The organism is Streptomyces sp. 11-1-2 (assembly GCF_003595545.1).
GTDB classification, from domain to species: domain Bacteria; phylum Actinomycetota; class Actinomycetes; order Streptomycetales; family Streptomycetaceae; genus Streptomyces; species Streptomyces hygroscopicus_B.
Map to the genome: position 1 here is coordinate 8,196,855 of NZ_CP022545.1, position 17,392 is coordinate 8,214,246.

General features: G+C 72.0%; 12 protein-coding genes and 2 pseudogenes. 6 read left to right on the top strand and 8 right to left on the bottom strand.

Annotated features, from left to right (window positions below; genetic code table 11):
• Positions 1 to 44 precede the first annotated feature (44 nt).
• Both murC and msrB read left to right on the top strand, forming a co-directional pair.
• Positions 45 to 1,469, top strand: a complete 1,425-nt coding sequence (gene murC / locus CGL27_RS35225) for a UDP-N-acetylmuramate--L-alanine ligase (protein WP_119991837.1) — start codon at positions 45 to 47, stop codon at positions 1,467 to 1,469.
• A 14-nt stretch (positions 1,470 to 1,483) separates the two neighbouring features.
• Positions 1,484 to 1,891 carry a peptide-methionine (R)-S-oxide reductase MsrB gene (gene msrB, locus CGL27_RS35230; protein ID WP_078644451.1) on the top strand — a complete coding sequence of 136 codons (408 nt, stop codon included), beginning with the start codon at positions 1,484 to 1,486 and terminating at the stop codon, positions 1,889 to 1,891.
• A gap of 3 nt (positions 1,892 to 1,894) precedes the next feature.
• Here msrB and treZ read toward each other — a convergent pair whose 3' ends face one another.
• From treZ to glgX, 6 genes and pseudogenes are all read right to left on the bottom strand, one after another.
• Positions 1,895 to 3,655 (bottom strand): malto-oligosyltrehalose trehalohydrolase, encoded by a 1,761-nt coding sequence (gene treZ / locus CGL27_RS35235; protein WP_119991838.1) that lies wholly within the window; start codon positions 3,653 to 3,655, stop codon positions 1,895 to 1,897.
• 79 nt (positions 3,656 to 3,734) lie between these two features.
• On the bottom strand, positions 3,735 to 4,643 hold the full coding sequence (locus CGL27_RS35240; protein ID WP_078644454.1) for a GNAT family N-acetyltransferase: 909 nt from the start codon (positions 4,641 to 4,643) through the stop codon (positions 3,735 to 3,737).
• 313 nt (positions 4,644 to 4,956) lie between these two features.
• Positions 4,957 to 6,066, bottom strand: coding sequence for a lytic polysaccharide monooxygenase (locus tag CGL27_RS35245; protein ID WP_119991839.1), 1,110 nt, complete (start codon positions 6,064 to 6,066; stop codon positions 4,957 to 4,959).
• Positions 6,067 to 6,307: 241 nt separating this feature from the next.
• A pseudogene (locus tag CGL27_RS35250) lies at positions 6,308 to 7,918 on the bottom strand (malto-oligosyltrehalose synthase); the annotation flags it as partial.
• Positions 7,919 to 8,112: 194 nt separating this feature from the next.
• Positions 8,113 to 8,883: pseudogene (locus CGL27_RS35255) on the bottom strand (alpha-amylase family glycosyl hydrolase); the annotation flags it as partial.
• 87 nt (positions 8,884 to 8,970) lie between these two features.
• Positions 8,971 to 11,115, bottom strand: a complete 2,145-nt coding sequence (gene glgX / locus CGL27_RS35260; RefSeq protein WP_059141748.1) for a glycogen debranching protein GlgX — start codon at positions 11,113 to 11,115, stop codon at positions 8,971 to 8,973.
• A 241-nt stretch (positions 11,116 to 11,356) separates the two neighbouring features.
• Between glgX and CGL27_RS35265 the strand changes: the two genes are divergently transcribed.
• From CGL27_RS35265 to CGL27_RS35275, 3 genes are all read left to right on the top strand, one after another.
• Complete coding sequence (locus CGL27_RS35265) at positions 11,357 to 12,151, top strand: Tat pathway signal sequence domain protein (RefSeq protein WP_205587795.1); 795 nt, start codon at positions 11,357 to 11,359, stop codon at positions 12,149 to 12,151.
• A gap of 65 nt (positions 12,152 to 12,216) precedes the next feature.
• On the top strand, positions 12,217 to 13,548 hold the full coding sequence (locus tag CGL27_RS35270; protein WP_119991840.1) for a copper amine oxidase: 1,332 nt from the start codon (positions 12,217 to 12,219) through the stop codon (positions 13,546 to 13,548).
• A gap of 89 nt (positions 13,549 to 13,637) precedes the next feature.
• On the top strand, positions 13,638 to 14,885 hold the full coding sequence (locus tag CGL27_RS35275; protein ID WP_078644460.1) for an SAV2148 family HEPN domain-containing protein: 1,248 nt from the start codon (positions 13,638 to 13,640) through the stop codon (positions 14,883 to 14,885).
• Between the two features lie 23 nt (positions 14,886 to 14,908).
• Here CGL27_RS35275 and CGL27_RS35280 read toward each other — a convergent pair whose 3' ends face one another.
• Together CGL27_RS35280 and CGL27_RS35285 are read right to left on the bottom strand one after the other, a co-directional pair.
• A complete protein-coding gene (locus tag CGL27_RS35280; RefSeq protein WP_119991841.1) occupies positions 14,909 to 15,748 on the bottom strand; it encodes an ATP-binding cassette domain-containing protein in 840 nt (279 codons plus the stop codon).
• A complete protein-coding gene (locus CGL27_RS35285; RefSeq protein ID WP_119991842.1) occupies positions 15,745 to 16,452 on the bottom strand; it encodes an FCD domain-containing protein in 708 nt (235 codons plus the stop codon). The genes CGL27_RS35280 and CGL27_RS35285 overlap by 4 nt, the downstream gene beginning before the upstream one ends.
• Positions 16,453 to 16,635: 183 nt before the next feature.
• Between CGL27_RS35285 and CGL27_RS35290 the strand changes: the two genes are divergently transcribed.
• Complete coding sequence (locus tag CGL27_RS35290; protein WP_119991843.1) at positions 16,636 to 17,358, top strand: exonuclease domain-containing protein; 723 nt, start codon at positions 16,636 to 16,638, stop codon at positions 17,356 to 17,358.
• The last annotated feature ends 34 nt before the right edge of the window (positions 17,359 to 17,392 follow it).

The window sequence follows — 17,392 nt, forward strand, 5'->3', positions numbered from 1 at the left end:
AATCGGGCCGACAGCACACACCGAGAACCAGGGGAGACCCGTACATGGCACCGGCCGGCACCGCCTCCGACGCGCTGGATCGACCGCACTTCATCGGCATCGGCGGCGCCGGGATGTCGGGCGTGGCGAAGGTCCTCGCCATGCGTGGCGCACGGGTCTCGGGCAGCGACACCAAGGACTCGCCGATCGTCGGGGCGCTGCGCGAGCTCGGCGCGACGGTGCACATCGGCCACGCCGCCGGGAACATCGCCGCCGACGCCACCAGCGTCGTCGTCTCCAGCGCCATCCGCGCCGACAACCTCGAAATGGTCACGGCGCACGAGCGCGGCATCCCGGTGGTGCACCGCTCCGACGCGCTCGCCGCGCTGATGGACGGCTCCCGGCCGATCGCGGTCGCGGGCACCCACGGCAAGACGACCACGACCTCGATGCTGGCCGTATCGCTGCGCACCCTGGGCCTGGACCCGTCGTACGTCATCGGCGGCGATCTGGACGCCCCCGGCTCCAGCGCCCGCCACGGCGACGGCGAGATCTTCGTCGCCGAGGCCGACGAGAGCGACCGCAGCTTCCACAAGTACGCGCCCGAGGTGGCGATCATCCTCAATGTGGAGCTGGACCACCACGCCAACTACGCCTCGATGGACGAGATCTACGCGTCGTTCGAGACCTTCGTCGGCCGGATCCGGCCCGGTGGCGCGCTGGTGATCTCCGCCGACCAGTCCGGCGCCCGTGAGCTGACCGCCCGGGTCACCGCGGGCGAGGAGCCGCCGCGCGTGCTCACCTACGGCGAGGACGAGAGCGCCGACGTACGGGTCCTGGCCATCGAGCCGCACGGGCTGACCAGCGAGGTCACCGTCCGGCTCGCGGAATCCCTGGGCGGCGCGGAGATCACCTTCACCGTCTCCGTCCCCGGCCGCCACTACGCGCTCAACGCCGTCGCCGCCCTCACCGCGGGCGCCGCCCTCGGCGTCCCGGCTCGCGAGCTGGCCCCCGCCCTCGCCTCGTACACGGGCGTCAAGCGGCGGCTGCAGCTCAAGGGCACCGCGGCCGGGGTGCAGGTGATCGACTCCTATGCCCACCACCCCACCGAGATCGCCGCGGATCTCGAGGCGATCCGCGGCGGCGCCGGGGAGGGCCGGGTGCTGGTGGTCTTCCAGCCGCATCTGTTCAGCCGCACCCAGGAGCTGGGCACCGAGATGGGCGAGGCGCTCGCGCTCGCCGACGCCTCCGTGGTCCTGGACATCTACCCCGCCCGCGAGGACCCGGTCCCCGGCATCACCAGCGCCCTGGTCATCGACGCCGCGGCCCGCCACGGGGCGGATGTGACCGCCGAACACGACCGGAACGCGGTGCCCGAGCTGATCGCCGGAATGGCCAAGCCCGGTGACCTTGTTCTCACCATGGGCGCGGGCGATGTGACCGATCTCGGTCCGGAGATTCTCGCCCGTCTGCAGAGCCCGGAGAACTGAGGAGGTCCGTCCCCATGGCGTACGAGATCGACAAGCCGGAGGAGCAGTGGCGCGCCGAGCTGACCCCGCAGGAGTACCACGTACTGCGGGAAGCCGGCACCGAGCGTGCCTTCACCGGTGAGTACACCGATTCCAAGACGGTCGGCGTCTACTCCTGCCGGGCGTGCGGGGCCGAGCTCTTCCGCTCGGAGACGAAGTTCGAGAGCCACTGCGGCTGGCCGTCGTTCTACGACCCGGCGGACAGCTCGGCCGTCGAGCTGCTGGAGGACCGCTCGCACGGCATGGCCCGCACCGAGGTGCGGTGCACCCGCTGCGGTTCGCACCTCGGCCATGTCTTCGCGGGCGAGGGCTACCCCACCCCGACCGACCAGCGCTACTGCATCAACTCCATCTCGCTGCGGCTGACCCCCGAGGAGGGCTGAGCCTCAGAGCCGCGGCCCGAGCCGCAGCACGGCGGCGGTCTCGGGCGGCAGCCTCAGCATGCCGTCCGGGCCCGGGAGCTCGATCCGCCGCCACGCGGCGACCACCTCGGTGACCTCGCCCGTCCGGGGCCCCAGCCAGGTCTCGACCGGCCGGTCGCCCGGGTTGAGCAGGACCCGCAGCGGGCCGCGCTGAAAGCTGAAGCAGCCGTCCGAACCGGTGGACAGACCCGTATACGCCCAGGTGGGGTCGGTCAGGGCCGGTTCGGTGCGGCGCAGCGCGATCAGTCGGCGGTACCAGTCGAGCAGCGCCCGGTGCGGCTCCCGCTCCGCCTCCCGCCAGTCGAGGCAGGACCGCAGCCGGGTGGCCGGGTCCTGGGGGTCGGGGATGTCCCCCTCCGCCCAGCCGTGGGCGGCGAACTCCCGGCGGCGGCCGGACCGCACCGCCTCGGCCAGCTCCGGATCCTGGTGGTCGGTGAAGTACTGCCAGGGCGTGCGGGCGCCCCACTCCTCGCCCATGAAGAGCATGGGGGTGAAGGGCGCGCACAGCACCACGGCCGCCGCGCAGGCCAGCAGCCCGGGGGAGAGCCTCGCGGCGAGCCGGTCGCCGACCGCCCGGTTGCCGACCTGGTCATGCGTCTGGGCATAGCCGAGCAGCCGGTGCGCGGGGGTGGTGTGGGGGGTCAGCGGAGTGCCGTGGCGGCGGCCCCGGAACGTCGAATGGGTGCCGTCGTGGAAGAAGCCGCCCATCAGCGTCTTGACCAGCGCCCCGGGCCCCTCGGCCGCGAAGTCGGCGTAGTAGCCCTGCCGCTCACCGGTGAGAAAGGTGTGCAGGGCGTGATGGAAGTCGTCGTTCCACTGCGCGTGCAGCCCGTGGCCGCCCGCCTCGCGCGGGGTGGTGGTGCGCGGATCGTTGAGATCCGACTCGCCGATCAGGAACAGGGGACGGCCGGTGCGGGCGGCCAGCGCGTCCACGGCCGCCGACAGCTCGGTCAGGAAGTGCCGGGCCCGGTTGTCGCGCAGCGCGTGCACCGCGTCCAGCCGCAGCCCGTCCAGGCGGAAGTCGCGCAGCCAGGCGAGCGCGCTGCCGGTGAAGTACGCGCGCACCTCGTCGGAGCCGGGCGCGTCGAGGTTGACCGCCGCGCCCCAGGGGGTGTGGTGGGTTTCGGTGAAGTACGGGCCGAAGGCCGGGAGGTGGTTGCCGGAGGGGCCCAGATGGTTGTGGACCACGTCGAGGACCACCCCGAGGCCGTGCCCGTGCGCGGCGTCCACGAACCGCGCCAGCCCCTCCGGCCCGCCGTACGGCTCGTGCACCGCCCAGGGCGCCACGCCGTCGTACCCCCAGCCGTGCGTCCCGGGGAACGGGCAGACGGGCATCAGCTGCACATGCGTGATGCCCAACTCGGCCAGGTGCGGGAGCTGTTCGGCCGCCGCGTCGAAGGTGCCCTCGTGGGTGAAGGTGCCGATGTGCAGCTCGTAGAGGACCGCGCCCGGCAGCGGCCGCCCGAACCACTCCCGCTCCCAGCGGAAGCGGGAGTGGTCGACCACCGCGCTCAGCCCCTCGGGGCCGTCCGGCTGGCGGCGGGAGCGCGGATCGGGGAGCGGCGGGCCGCCGTCCAGCGCGAAGCCGTACCGCGTCCCGTGCCCGGCCTCGGCCTTGGCCCGCCACCACCCCTCGCGGCCCGGGTCGGGCTCCATGGGGCGGTCATGCCCGTCCACATGGAGCCCGACCCGCCCGGCGTGCGGCGCCCACACCTCGAACAGCACTGGCGTCTCCTCATCTCGACCGACGGTCCCCGACCATGCTGCGGGACGCGGCGCCGGCGGCGCAGCAGGGCGGCACCGGTCAGATGAGGTCGATGCGCTCCTGTGTGACGGGATACCCCGCCCTGGCGAAGTGGGCGGCCATGGGGAGGTTGGGCTGGTCCGTCGCCGCCGCGATCTTCGTGGCGCCCTGCTCCACCAGATCGTGGGTGCACTCCACGAGCAGGTCGTACGCGTAGCCGTGGCCGCGCTGCTCGGCGACGACCCCTATGTAGCCCACGCAGGGGCCGCCCGGATTGCGCGCGGGCACCTGGATGCCGACCAGCTCGCCCTCGGGCGTCCAGGCCAGCCGCCACCACTCGCGCGGTGACGGGAACCAGGCGAGGATGTCCATGAGTTCCCGTACCGCGGCATCGACACCTCCCCGGGCGATGGCGCGCCGGTCGTGTGCGTCGAGCGTGTCCGGCATGATGCGGCGCAGCGCGTCCTCGACCGCCGCGTCATCGGGCTCCGGCCGGAACTCCAGCCGCCCCGGGCGCTCGGGCAGCCCGCACTCCGGCGTCCACTCATAGCGGTAGCGCTCGACCAGGGGCTCGAGCCCGCCCAACACGGCGGCGTCGATACGGGCCTGCCCGGCGGCCCGCACCTCGGGCTGATCCCGCCAGCCGGGCGGAGCCAGCAGGCTGTACTCGGTGCGCAGCGGTGCGGTGCGCAGCAGTTCGGCGGCGGCGTCGGCCTCGCCGTCGGCGAAGTCGAACCAGTCCAGGGCGATGGGCGCGGTGTCCTCGGGCCCGGCCCACCACGCGGCGCGGGCCACGACCCGCTCCTCGCGCAGCGCCACCCAGGTCCATTCGGGGCGGTATTCGCCGCCCTGGCCGATGGTGGCGTAGGTGTGGCCGAGGCAGCCCCGGCCGACGAGCGCGGGGACCCGCAGGGTGTGGAACAGATGGGCGTCGTCCTCGGTGAGAGGACGGATGACCAGATCGGTCATGGGGGTTCCTTCCAGGAAAGTGATGCGCTCCCGGTCGGATGCCTGATCGATGGGGATCAGACGCGAATACGCCCGGCGGACAGGGGGCGGGAGCGCGGATACGTCGTGATGTCCATTGCTCTCGCCTCCTTCCTCGTTTCAGGGCGTGCCCGCACTCTATGGCCGCCGATGCCGCTGTGTCCACGCCATTTTCCCGGGGGCCGGTCTGCCGCCCGCGAGGGGGAAGGGGGCGGCAGACCGGCATGGGGTGAGGTGCACCTGACAGATATCTGAGCGGGTCGGAGCACCTGCGTGGCCTGGTGTGAGAGGCAGACTAGTGCACCATGCAGATCGGCGCGGCCGCCGTGTCCGGGGAGCCGCCGCCGCCCGTATAGCCGAAGGTCGTCGACGCCCCGGCGGCCAGTGAACCGTTCCAGTCGGCGTTGGTGACCGATGCCGATGAACCGGTGGCGGACAGCTTGCCGTTCCAGACGCTGTCGATCCGCTGCCCGGACGGCACCGTCCAGTCGACCATCCACGAGGAGATGGGCGTGGCACCGGAGTTGGTGACCGTCACCTCGGCCTGATAGCCGCCGTTCCAGGTGCTGGTCACCTTCTGGGCGGCGGAGCAGGAGGCCGTCGGCGGGTTGCCCGGCGGGTCCGTGGGGTCGCTGCCCCCGCCGCTGCTTCCCGGGACCGTCACCTCGCCGTTGCCGCCGTCGAAGACCACGTCGGAGCAGCTGTAGAAGGTCTCCTGACTGTCCGAGCGCGTCCACACGGTGTAGATGATGTGGCGCCCGCTCTTGCCGGAGGGCAGATTGGCCGTCCAGGTGTACTTGCCGTCGACCGTGCCGACCTGACCGGACAGCGGCGGGTCCGTCACCGTGTTGAACGGCTGGTCCTCCAGGTCGTTCCAGGTGAGCGGCTTGGTCGGGTCGATCGGGGCCTTGGTGACATAGCTGCGGAACGACCCCGGGTGCGCGGCCCAGGCGTTGTACGAGAACTGCATCGACTTGCCGGCCGTCAGATGGGTCACCGGCCAGTCCTTGCTGCCCACGTCGAAGCCGGAGAAGTCGTAGACGGTGGCCGCGCCGCTGCACAGCTTGCCGTCCGGGATGAACCCCTTGGTGCGGCCCGCGCCGTCCGAGCGCAGCACCGCGAACCAGTTGTAGAAGGGCGTCGCACCGCTCTTGTCGTACGCGGCCTTGCACGCCGGGTTGGTCGGCTTGACCTCACCGGTCGAGGACAGGCTGTACTTCCAGCAGAGATAGGTACGGCTGCCCGGCGCCATCGGCGCGCCATGCGCGGAAGCGCCGCTCGAGGAGAAGAAGACGAGGCCCAGGGCGGGCAGGACCGAGAGCAGGACCAGAAGTACGGACCTGCGCGCACGGGAGGGGCCCAGTGGGCGTGCGGAAGTGGCGAGAGCCAGTAATCGTCGAGGCATTGCGCGTGTTTCCCTTCGACGTGAACGGGTCAGGAACCGTCGGTGTGGGAGCGCTCCCAATTGCTTGGTGAACGTAGCGCGCCCCCGCCCAGCTGTAAATGCTTCAGGACGTGAACGCGGCGGGTTTCTGGCGGGCCGTCAGGGAGAGCGGAGGCACCCCGGCGTTCCGGCGTTCCGGCGTTCCGGCGTTCCGGCGTTCCGGCGTCCCGGGGTCCCGGTGCCCCGGCCCGGGAACTGCCCGTCAGCTCCGGACCAGCAGCGCCACCGGAAGCCGGGACAGCAGCTCATCCAGCGCTTCGGACCCCTCGGCCGTCCGCCCGCACAGCAGATCCCGCCAGCGGCCCGGTGGCAGCGGCAGCCGGGTGGCGCCCCAGCCGCCCGCCTCCGCCAGCCGCCGCGACAACCGGGTGACGACGGTGACCGCCCCGCCCCCGCCCTCGTTCGCGGCCCCGGCCCCGGCGCCCGCCCGTACGAAGGCCACGCAGTGCGCCGCCGAAGGCCCCTCGGCGGTCAGCGGCGCATAGCCGCTCCCCGGGCCGAACCACTCCGGACGTTCCCGGCGCAGGTTCAGTGCCGCCCGGGTGAGCAGCAGTTTCTCGGCCGACGGGCCGTCCGCCGGTTCGCCGCCCAGCTCGGGCGGGCGGCGGTTGTCCGGGTCGACGAGGGCCGTATAGACGCGCTCGGTGCCCAAATAGAGGTCGGGGACGCCCGGCATGGTGAGCTGGAGCAGGGCGGCGCCGAGCGCATTGGCCCGCGCCGGACCGTCGAGTTCGGCGCCGATCGCGGCCCACACCGACGGGTCGGCGGCGCACGGCCCCGCCTCCAGGAAGGCGGTCATCTCCGCCTCGTACGCCGCGTTCTGCTCCGTCCACGTGGTCCGTAGCCCCGCTTCGCGCACCGCCTTGAGCACGGCCGGGACCAGCCGTTCGGCGTCCCCGTGGCCCAGGGCGAGCGCGGTCTGCCAGGCCGTCCAGGCCAGATGGGCATCGGGGGCGGGCACCGAGCGGGTCAGCTCCGCCACCATCCGCCCCCACCAGCCCGGGCATTCGGTGAGCGCCGCGAGCCGGGCCCGGGCGTCCGCGCTGCGCTTGGTGTCATGCGTGGACAGCACCGTGCCGGTGGCGGGCCAGTCCCGCAGCAGCCGGGCGGCGAAGGCGTGGAACTCCTCGGGGGTCACGGCCGGCCGCCCCGGATCGCCGCCCACCTCGGCGGCCGACAGCAGCGGGGTGTAGCGGTAGAAGGCGGTGTCCTCCACCGACTTGGCGCGCAGCGCGGCCGCCGTCTGGGCGAAGCGGGCGCAGAAGTCGCGCTGGTCCGGGCCGTCCCCGAGCCTGCCCAGCGCCGCGTCCCGTACGACCCGCACCACCTGGGCCTCCTGCTCCACCGTGTACGCCTCCCGGGCGTCCGCCGCCGCCGAGCGCAGCATCACCGCGTCGGCGTCCGTGGCGGGCGGGCCGCCCACCGAGGCGTACGGACGGTAGACCGGCAGCCGGACCAGCACCTCGCGGATCGCCGTGCGCAGCGCCCAGGGCGCGTGGTCGCGCAGCCGGGGGTCGGCCGCGCAGATACGGGAGGCGACGCGCGTCAGCCGCGCCACCTCGGCCGCCAGCTCATGCGTGACCACCTCATGGGCGGCGCGGCGGACCGTGGCGGCCCAGTCGCCGCCCAGGTCGGCCGGGGGAGCGGCGAAGGCGCGGTAGAGGGCGGTCAGCTTCTCCAGTCCGTCCGGGTCGACGAAGAGCCCGTCGATGTGGTGCAGCGCGTCATAGCCGGTGGTCCCGGCGACCGGCCAGGTGGTGGGCAGCCGCTCGTCCCGGGCCAGGATCTTCTCGACGACGGTCCAGCGGCCGCCCCCGCCTTCCGGCGCTGTCCACCGGCCGATGTCACCTTCTGACGCGGTCCGACGCCCGCCGCCCCCTGGCGCGATCCGCCGCCCGCCGCCGCCCCCTGGCGTGACCCCCGGCCTTCCTCGCCCTCTGGCGCGGCCCGCTGCGCGCTCCCGCCCCCGCGCTCCCCGTCTCCCGTCGCCGCCCGCACCGCCCGGTCCAGCCGCCGCAGATAGCCCTCCGGATCGGCGAGCCCGTCCGGATGGTCGATCCGCAGCCCGGCCACGACCCCGTCCCGCATCAGCTCCAGCAGCGTGGCATGGGTGGCGTCGAAGACCTCGGGATCCTCCACCCGCACCGCGATCAGCTCGGAGATGGTGAAGAAGCGCCGGTAGTTGAGTTCGGTGCGGGCCAGCCGCCACCAGCCGAGCCGGTACCACTGGGCGTCCAGCAGCTCGGCGAACGGCAGCCCCTCGGTGCCGGGCCGCAGGGGAAAGGCGTGGTCGTAGTAGCGCAGCGCCCCGTCCTCGATCCGCAGCCGCTCCCACTCCTCGCCGAGCGGACCGCCGAGCACCGGCAGCAGCACCTTGCCGCCTTGGGCCTGCCAGTCGATGTCGAACCACCGCGCGTACGCCGACTGCGGCCCGTCCCGCAGCACCTCCCACAGCGGGGCGTTGAGCCGCTCGGGGGCGGGGGCGGCCATATGGTTCGGGACGATGTCGACGATCAGCCCGAGGCCGTGCGCCCGCGCCGTACGGGCGAGTGCGCGCAGCCCCTCTTCGCCGCCCAGGTCGGCCCGGACGGTGGAGTGGTCCACCACGTCATAGCCGTGGGTGGAGCCGGGCACCGCCTCCAGCACGGGGGACAGATGCAGATGGGAGACGCCGAGCGAGGCCAGATACGGCACCGCTCGCTCCGCCGCCGCGAACGGGAAGGCGGGCTGGAGCTGGAGGCGATAGGTGGCGGTGGGTGTGCCGGGGTCAGCCGTCATAGGAACGTACGTACCCACTGGGCGCGTCCCATGAGAGGTCCGCGCACCCGAACGGACGCGACACGCACCCCCTGACGATGCCCGGAGCTAGGCCGGCCGCTGCAGCACCATCAGGCTGCGGTCCACCAGGGTCAGCACATCGCCCGCCGCCACCTTCGCCCCGCTGCCCGGCTCCACGCCCTCCGGCACCGCCGTGTCCACGATGACCTGCCACTGCTTGCCGTGGTCGATGGGCACGACGAAGTCCAGCGGCTCATGGTGCGCGTTGAACAGCAGCAGAAACGAGTCATCGGTGATCCGCTCACCGCGCACGCCCGGTTCGGAGATCGCGCTGCCGTTGAGGAAGACCGCGAGGGACTTGGCATGCGCCGCCTGCCAGTCGCGCGGGATCATCTCCTCGCCCTCATGGGTGAACCAGGCGATGTCCGACAGCTCGTCATGGGTGCCCTCCACCGGCCGTCCGTGGAAGAAGCGGCGGCGCCGGAAGACCGGATGGTCGCGGCGCAGCCACACCAGCGAGCGGGTGAAGCGCAGCAGCTCCAGCGCCGAGCGGTCCTCCCACTCGCCGTCCTGCCCCTTGACGTGATCCGGCCACCGCACCCAGGACACCTCGTTGTCCTGGCAGTACGCGTTGTTGTTGCCGCCCTGGGTGCGCCCGAACTCGTCGCCGTGGCTGAGCATCGGCACGCCCTGGGAGAGCATCAGGGTCGCGACGAAGTTGCGCATCTGGCGCTCGCGCAGCGTCCGCACCGCCGGATCGTCGGTTTCGCCCTCGACCCCGCAGTTCCAGGACCGGTTGTAGCTCTCGCCGTCCTGGTTGGACTCGCCGTTGGCCTCGTTGTGTTTCTCGTCGTAGCTCACCAGGTCGCGCAGGGTGAAGCCGTCATGGCAGGTGACGAAGTTGACCGAGGCCAGTGGGCGCCGCCCGTCGCCCTGGTAGAGGTCGGAGGAGCCGGTCAGCCGGGAGGCGAATTCGGCCAGTGTCCTCGGCTCACCGCGCCACAGGTCCCGCACGGTGTCCCGGAACTTGCCGTTCCATTCGGTCCACAGGGGCGGGAAGTTGCCGACCTGATAGCCGCCCTCGCCGACGTCCCAGGGCTCGGCGATCAGCTTCACCTGGCTCACCACCGGATCCTGCTGGACCAGGTCGAAGAACGAGGACAGCCGGTCCACCTCGTGGAACTGCCGGGCCAGCGTCGCCGCCAGATCGAAGCGGAAGCCGTCCACATGCATCTCGGTCACCCAGTAGCGCAGCGAGTCCATGATCAGCTGCAGTACGTGCGGGGAGCGCATCAGCAGGGAGTTCCCGGTGCCGGTGGTGTCCATGTAGTACCGGCGGTCCTCGGTCAGCCGGTAGTACGAGGCGTTGTCCAGGCCCCGGAAGGAGAGCGTGGGGCCCAGGTGGTTGCCCTCGGCCGTGTGGTTGTAGACCACGTCCAGGATGACCTCGATGCCCGCCTGGTGCAGCGCCCGGACGGCCGATTTGAACTCCAGCACCTGCTGGCCCCGGTCGCCCCAGGAGGCGTAGGCGTTGTGCGGGGCGAAGAAGCCGATGGTGTTGTAGCCCCAGTAGTTGGCAAGGCCCGCGTCGGCGAGCCGGTGGTCGTGGACGAACTGGTGCACGGGCATCAGTTCCAGTGTGGTGACGCCCAGCTCCGTCAGATGTTCGATGATCGCCGGATGGGCGAGCGCCGCGTACGTCCCGCGCAGCTCCTCCGGCAGCCGGGGATGGCGCATGGTCAGCCCCTTGACATGCGCCTCGTAGATGACCGTGCGGTGGTAGTCGGTGCGCGGCGGGCGGTCGTCGCCCCAGTCGAAGTACGGATTGACCACGACGGACGCCATGGTGTGCGGGGCGGAGTCGAGGTCATTGCGCTTGTCGGGCCGCCCGAAGTGGTAGCCGTAGACCTCCTCGCCCCAGCCGATCCGCCCGCTGATCGCCTTGGCGTACGGATCCAGCAGCAGCTTGGCGGAATTGCAGCGGTGGCCGGATTCCGGCTCGTACGGGCCGTGGGCCCGGAAGCCGTAGCGCTGCCCCGGCATGATCCCCGGCAGATAGGCGTGGCGCACGAACGCGTCGGACTCCCGCAGCTCGACCGCCGTCTCCGAGCCGTCGTCGTGCAGGAGGCACAGCTCGATGCGGACAGCGGCCTCGGAGAACACCGCGAAGTTGGTTCCGGCGCCGTCGTACGTGGCGCCAAGGGGGTAAGCCTGCCCCGGCCAGACCTGCATACGTCGACTCTTCCACTTCTTCTCCGGGGGCCGCGAGCACCCCAGGCACCGGACGGAACCTGACCGACCCTGCATCCTTGCCCAACTGGCCGGACCCATCCGCTCTTTCAACAGAACTTCCTCAAAAGGGAGGCAACCTACGGCCATATCGGTTCGTCCTACCGGGTGACCTCCGCGTACGCGTATCCCGCTATGCGGTCCGATGTGATGACAGGGGGGATTGGGGGAGGATGTGCGCAAGATGATGCACCGCCACCTGGGCAAGATGGTGGCCGGCGCGGCCGTGGCGGCCACCGCCACGGCGGTCGTGATCGGGGTGACGCTCCCGGGGAGCGCGTCCGGCAAAGAGGGCTCGGGTGGGGGACCCCAGGGCTCGGCGGCGGAGCAGGGCCAGGCGGCCCGCCAGCTGCCCGGTGTGGTGGAGGACACGCCCGAGCAGGGCCGTACCGGCACCGGCCGCGATCCACTGACCGACGATGAGATGAAGCGCGCCCAGACCCTCACGGGTGGCGGCGGCTTCCGGCTGAGCAGCGAGGACGTCAAGGGCGCCAAGGGACCCGAGCGGCTGTCCACCGACCTCGCGGAGCTCGGCCCCGACGAGGTGGGGGCCGCCGACGCGCCGCGCCGCGCCGACGTCACGTACTACGACTACAAGGACGACACCTACGTCACCAAGACGGTCGACCTCGGCAGCGGTAAGGTGACCAGCACTGACACCCAGCACGGGGTCCAGCCGCCGCCCAACCGCGACGAGGTGATGGAGGCCGCGCGGCTGCTGATGGCCGACAAGCTGGGCGAGGGGCTGAAGAAGGACTTCAAGGACGCCACGGGCAAGGCGCTGACCCGCCCGGACCAGCTCACCGTCACCGGCTTCGTCTACCGCGCGGGCGAGGGCAACCCTGGTCCGGCCTCGGTCGGGGACTGCGGCGCGCACCGCTGCGTACGGCTGTTCACCCGGGTGGTGAACGGCCCGTGGATCGACACCCGGCAGATGGTGATCGACCTGAGCGCCCGCAAGGTAGCCAAGCTCGGCTGAGCTGGGTGCCAGGCACTAGCGCATCGCACACCCCTACGCCTCACCTTCATCACAGGAGTCTCCCCATGCCTGAAAGCAGGCTCCGCCGCGCCCGTGCCCGGGTCGCGGCGGCCATCGGCGCCTCGGCGCTGCTCGGCACCGTGGCGGTCGCCGCCGGGCCGGTCGGCACCGCCCAGGCGGCCCCGCAGAGCCCGGCCGCGGCGGATTGCAGCACCCCGTACAGAATCGAGCAGAAGCTGGACGGCGGCACCACCTGGCGGATGTGCTGGCACTACGAGAGCAAGGCCGGGCTGGTGCTCGACAAAGTCTCGTACCAGCCCAAGGGCGAAAGCGCCCCGATCAAGGTGCTGACCTCGGCCAAGCTGGGTCAGATCCATGTGCCGTACGACGACGGCAGCAATGAGTACGACGACCTCACAGGGCAGGGCTTCGCCCAGGGGCTGCAGCAGCTCGACCCGGCCGAATGCCCCGGCGGCACCATCAAGAACGTGCGGGTGCCCGACGCCTGGGACCCCGAGCACCCGAATGTGAAGGGTCTGTGCGCCACCACCCGGGCCCGCGGCCACGCCTACCGCATGGGCGCGGGAGGCTTCGGAGGCGGCGAGGACAACAAGGTCTACCAGCTACAGGGCAAGGACCTGCTGGTCTACACCGTCAACCAGGTCGGCTGGTACGAGTACATCACCGAGTGGCGGTTCGCCGGTGACGGCACCATGACCATGCAGGTCGGCGCCACCGGCACGCTCTCCCCGATGGACTACGACGCGGGCGACGGCCGCGGCTGGCCCATCGGCAAGGGTGCCAAGGACTACGCCACCAGCCACGCCCACAACGTCTTCTGGCGGCTGAACTTCGGGCTCGACGGCTCGTCCAAGAGCAAGGTCGAGCAGTACGACTCGAAGACCACCGCGACCTCGGGGCAGATCCCGAAGACCAAGACCACCCGTACCAAGGTCACCAAGGAGCTGGCGGGCGACGCGGCGCCGGCGCGGTGGTGGCGCGTGGTCAGCGCGGCGGGCAAGAACAAGGACGGCCATCCGCGCAGCTACGAGATCGTCCCCGGCCACACCACCAAGTACCAGGGTCGTAGTTTCACCAAACACGACGTCTACTTCACCGAGTACAACAAGTGTGAGCAGTTCGCCAGCAACAATCTGCGCAACTGTGGCGCCGGGGCGGGCAAGAGCGTCGACAAGTGGGTCAACGGTCAGACCCTCAAACACCCGATCGCATGGGTCAACATCGGGTTCCATCACATCGCCCGGGATGAGGATCAGGAGCCCATGCCGCTGCACTGGCAGGGCTTCCAGCTCTCCCCGCGCGACGTCACCGCTATGAATCCCCTCACGCCTCCTGCACTGTCCGGACACAACGGTCATACAGAAGAGGAACGTTGACCCGATAGGCAGGACCTGAGTGTCGCACCGCCCCCGCCAGCGCAGTAGTCTGCGGTGATCGTTGGATGGGGGCGGAAGGCGGTGCACAGGTGAGCTCGGGCGGGCTGGAGCTGCCCCCCGGTGACGGAGGTCCCGGGGGTGACGGCTCCACCGACACACCTCCCGGCGCAGTGTCCCTGGTGCGGCCGATGGAGATCGGAGCGGAACTGGACTGGGGCGCCGACGCCTGGAGCGAGGTGCGCACACGCGCACGCCGGGCCGGGCGGGCCTATATCTGGCTCAACCTCGTGGAACAGCGGCTGCGCGCGGTCGTCAACGCCGTACTGCGGCCCATCTACGAACCGGTCCACGGCGAGGACTGGGTCATCGCCGCCGCCGGCCCCGCCGGGCAGGAGTGGGTGCAGCGGGCGGTCGCGGTCCGGGAGGTGAGCCGGCGCAAGGGCTATCTGCTCGACCCCGCCGACGACAATGTCGTCAGCTTTCTGACCCTGCCGCAACTGCGGGAACTCCTCGTCCAGCACTGGCCGTGCTTCGAGCCGTACCTCGACGACCGCCGTGAGGTGGAGCTGGCCCTGGACGAGCTGGAGGTCGCCCGCAATGTGGTCTCCCGCAACCGAGCCCTGTCCGTGACGGTGCTCGCCCAGGCCGAGCGCGCCTCCGCCCGGCTGCTGGAGATCCTCGGCAGCGGCACCGGCTCCCCCTCCGCCGACCGGCTGCCGATCGACGCCGTCGAGGACCTCGTCGGCGACCGCTACGCCGATGTCGTGGGCGTCCATCCCGACCGGGTGCGGCTGCAGCGCCAGCTCCCCGCCGAGGACCTCTTCGGCAACGCCCGCCGCCTCGACGCCGTCGGCATCGGGCTCAACCTCCTGGTCCAGAACTACTCGGGCCGCCGGCTGGTCCGGCTGGCCGAATCCGGCTGCCGGGCCCGGCTGCTCTTCCTCAACCCGGCGAGCAGCGCGGTACGGCGCCGGGAGCGCGAACTCGGCCTGAAGAAGGGCGAGATGAGCCGCTCGGTGGAGATGAACATCCTCCATATGCGGCGGGTGCGCGCCCGGCTGCGGGACCCGGACGCGTTCGAGATCCATGTCTTCGACGAGACCCCCCGCTTCACCGCCTACCTGGTCAACGGCGACGGCGCGGACGGCCTCGCGGTCGTCCAGCCGTATCTGCGCAAGGCCCGGGGCATGGAGGCCCCGGTCCTGGTGCTGCGCGGTGGCGGGCGGGGCAGCGACGTCGTCCGCGAGGGCGGGGGCCAAGAGGGCGAGGGCGGGCTCTTCGGCACCTACCGCGAGGAGTTCGAAAGCGTCTGGGCGGACTCCCGGCCGGTGTCCTGACCTTACGGCTCGGTGTCCTGACCCTACGGCCCGGTGACCTGAACCGGCCGGTCGGTGCTCTGGTACGGCGGCCGCAGCGCCCGGGCGGCCCAGCGGCCGTCGGTGCGGCTGATGTGCACCGGGTGGTCGAAGCACTTGCTGATGGCGTCGGTGGTCAGGACCGCGTCGACCTCCCCCGCGCTCAGGCACTCGCCCTCCCGCAGCAGCATCGCGTGGGTGGTGCTGGCGGGCAGCTCCTCCAGGTGGTGGGTCACCAGGACGGTGGCCAGTTCGAGGTGTTCGCGGCGCAGGGTGTCCAGGCTCTCCAGCAACTGCTCACGGGCGGCCAGGTCCAGACCGGTGGCCGGTTCGTCGAGCAGCAGCAGCCGGGGGAGGGGCATCAGCGCCCGGGCGATCAGCACCCGGCCGCGCTGGCCCTGCGACAGGGTCGGCCAGCGCGCGTCCAGCTTCCCGCCCATGCCGAGGGTGGTCAGCAGCCGGTCGGCCCGGTCCCGCTGCTCGGCGGTGGGGTGGCGGCGGGGGACCGGCTCCACGGTGTTGGTCAGCCCGGTGAGCACCACGTCCCGCACCCGCAGCGGGGAGCGCAGCGGATGCCGGGGATCGACATGGCCCACGAACGACCGCAGCTCCCGCAGATCCACCCGCCCCAGCGTGCGGCCGAGGACCTCCACCGTGCCGTGCGTCGGGTGCACCAGCGCGCCCGCGAGGCTCAGCAGGGTGGACTTGCCAGCGCCGTTGGAGCCGAGCAGCGCCCAGTGCTCGCCCTGGTGGACGGTGAGCGAGATCGAGCGCAGCAGCGGGGTGCCGTCGCGCACCACATCCACATCGCTGAGCCTGAGTACGGGGACGGCCGGGGCGGTCACGGGGCCGCCACCTCCTTTTCGCTGTCGAAGAGTTCCATGACGGCCTCGAGATGGGAGACCGTGGCCGCGATCACGGCGTCGGCGTCCCCGCGCGCCAGCCCGTCCAGCAGCTCGGCGTGGGCGCACGACACATCGGGCAGTGCAGTCTCGTAGCTGACCATCTCCACCAGCGCGGCGCGCAGCACCGGCAGGACGGAGGTGAACAGGCCGAGCAGCACGGCGTTCCCGGACAGCTCCACCACGGCCCGGTGGAAGGCCAGATCGGCGTCCACGAAGGCGGCCGGATCGCCTCCGGTCCGCTCCTCGCGCAGCGCGAGACGGTCCCGCAGCCGCCCGATGTCCTCGGGGCGCAGGCGCCCGGCGGCCAGCCGGGCGGCCTCGACCTCGAGGGCGCGGCGCACCTCGTACACCTCCCGTAGCCGGGCCCGGCGCAGCAGCCGCCGCATATCGCCTTCCGCGGCGGGGGCCGGGGGCTCGGCGGCGTAGGTGCCCGAGCCATGGCGCACCTCCACCAGCCCGTCATGGGCCAGCAGCCGCACGGCCTCCCGCACCGAGGAGCGGCCCACGCCCAGTTCGGCGGCGAGCGCCACCTCGTTGGGCAGCCGCTCACCGGGCCGCCAGCGGCCCTCCGCGAGCATCGCGCGCAGGGCGCTCTCGACCCGCGGCACCACGGGCCCGTGCCGCAACCGTGCCGTCTCCGCCACCGCGTCGCGCCTTCCTGAACGATCTTCCGAGGACGGCGGGACTTTAACACAGAGTCCTCAGACGTCTGAGGACTTGCCATGGCTCACCGGGCCGGTAGCTCGGGTGGCCTCACCGGTCGTTGTCAGTGGTGCGTGGGAAGGTGGTGCACACCTGGGGGAAGTACGACAAAGGGAGGGGCGGTCATGGGCTGGCATCGGGGGCTGCTGATCGGATTCGATCTGGAGACGACGGGCACCGATCCACGGACGTCACGGATCGTGACGGCGGCCGTGGTCGAGGTGAGGGACGGGGAGCCGATAGGGCGGCGCGAGTGGCTGGCCGATCCCCAAGTGCCCATCCCCGACGGAGCCGTGGCGGTGCACGGGATCACCAATGAGCGGGCGGCGGCGGAGGGCCGGTCCGCGCGTGAGGTGGTCGAGGAGGTCGCCGAGGTGCTGGTGGCCCACTGGCACGCCGGCGCCCCGGTGGTGGCGTACAACGCGGCGTTCGATCTCAGCCTGCTCGCCGCCGAGTTGGGGCGGCACGGGCTGCGCCCGCTGAGCGAGCGGCTGGAGGGCGCGGAGACCGGCCCCGTGGTGGATCCGTACACGATAGACCGCGCCGTCGACCGCTATCGCAAGGGCAAGCGCACGCTGGAGGCCGTCTGCGGGGAGTACGGGGTCGTGCACGACCGAGCCCATGACGCCGGTGCGGACGCGCTGGCGGCGGTGCGGGTCGCCCGCGCGCTCGCCGAGCGGCACCGCGAGGTCGCCGGGCTCGAGCTGTGGGACCTCCACCGCAAGCAGGTGGGGTGGTACGCGGGCTGGGCGGCCGACTTCCAGTCCTGGCTGCGCCGCAAGGGCACCCCGGACGCGGTCGTGGACGGCGGCTGGCCCCTGCGGGAGGCCGGCGCGGTGGTGGGGTAGTGGGGTGGCGGCGCCCGCCCTGCGAAGAGCGGAG

Coding starts and splice junctions, on each gene's coding strand:
- murC (WP_119991837.1), top strand. CDS start 45: ATGGCACCGGCCGGCACCGCCTCCGACGCGCTGGATCGACCGCACTTC.
- msrB (WP_078644451.1), top strand. CDS start 1,484: ATGGCGTACGAGATCGACAAGCCGGAGGAGCAGTGGCGCGCCGAGCTG.
- CGL27_RS35240 (WP_078644454.1), bottom strand. CDS start 4,643: ATGACCGATCTGGTCATCCGTCCTCTCACCGAGGACGACGCCCATCTG.
- CGL27_RS35245 (WP_119991839.1), bottom strand. CDS start 6,066: ATGCCTCGACGATTACTGGCTCTCGCCACTTCCGCACGCCCACTGGGC.
- glgX (WP_059141748.1), bottom strand. CDS start 11,115: ATGCAGGTCTGGCCGGGGCAGGCTTACCCCCTTGGCGCCACGTACGAC.
- CGL27_RS35265 (WP_205587795.1), top strand. CDS start 11,357: ATGATGCACCGCCACCTGGGCAAGATGGTGGCCGGCGCGGCCGTGGCG.
- CGL27_RS35270 (WP_119991840.1), top strand. CDS start 12,217: ATGCCTGAAAGCAGGCTCCGCCGCGCCCGTGCCCGGGTCGCGGCGGCC.
- CGL27_RS35290 (WP_119991843.1), top strand. CDS start 16,636: ATGGGCTGGCATCGGGGGCTGCTGATCGGATTCGATCTGGAGACGACG.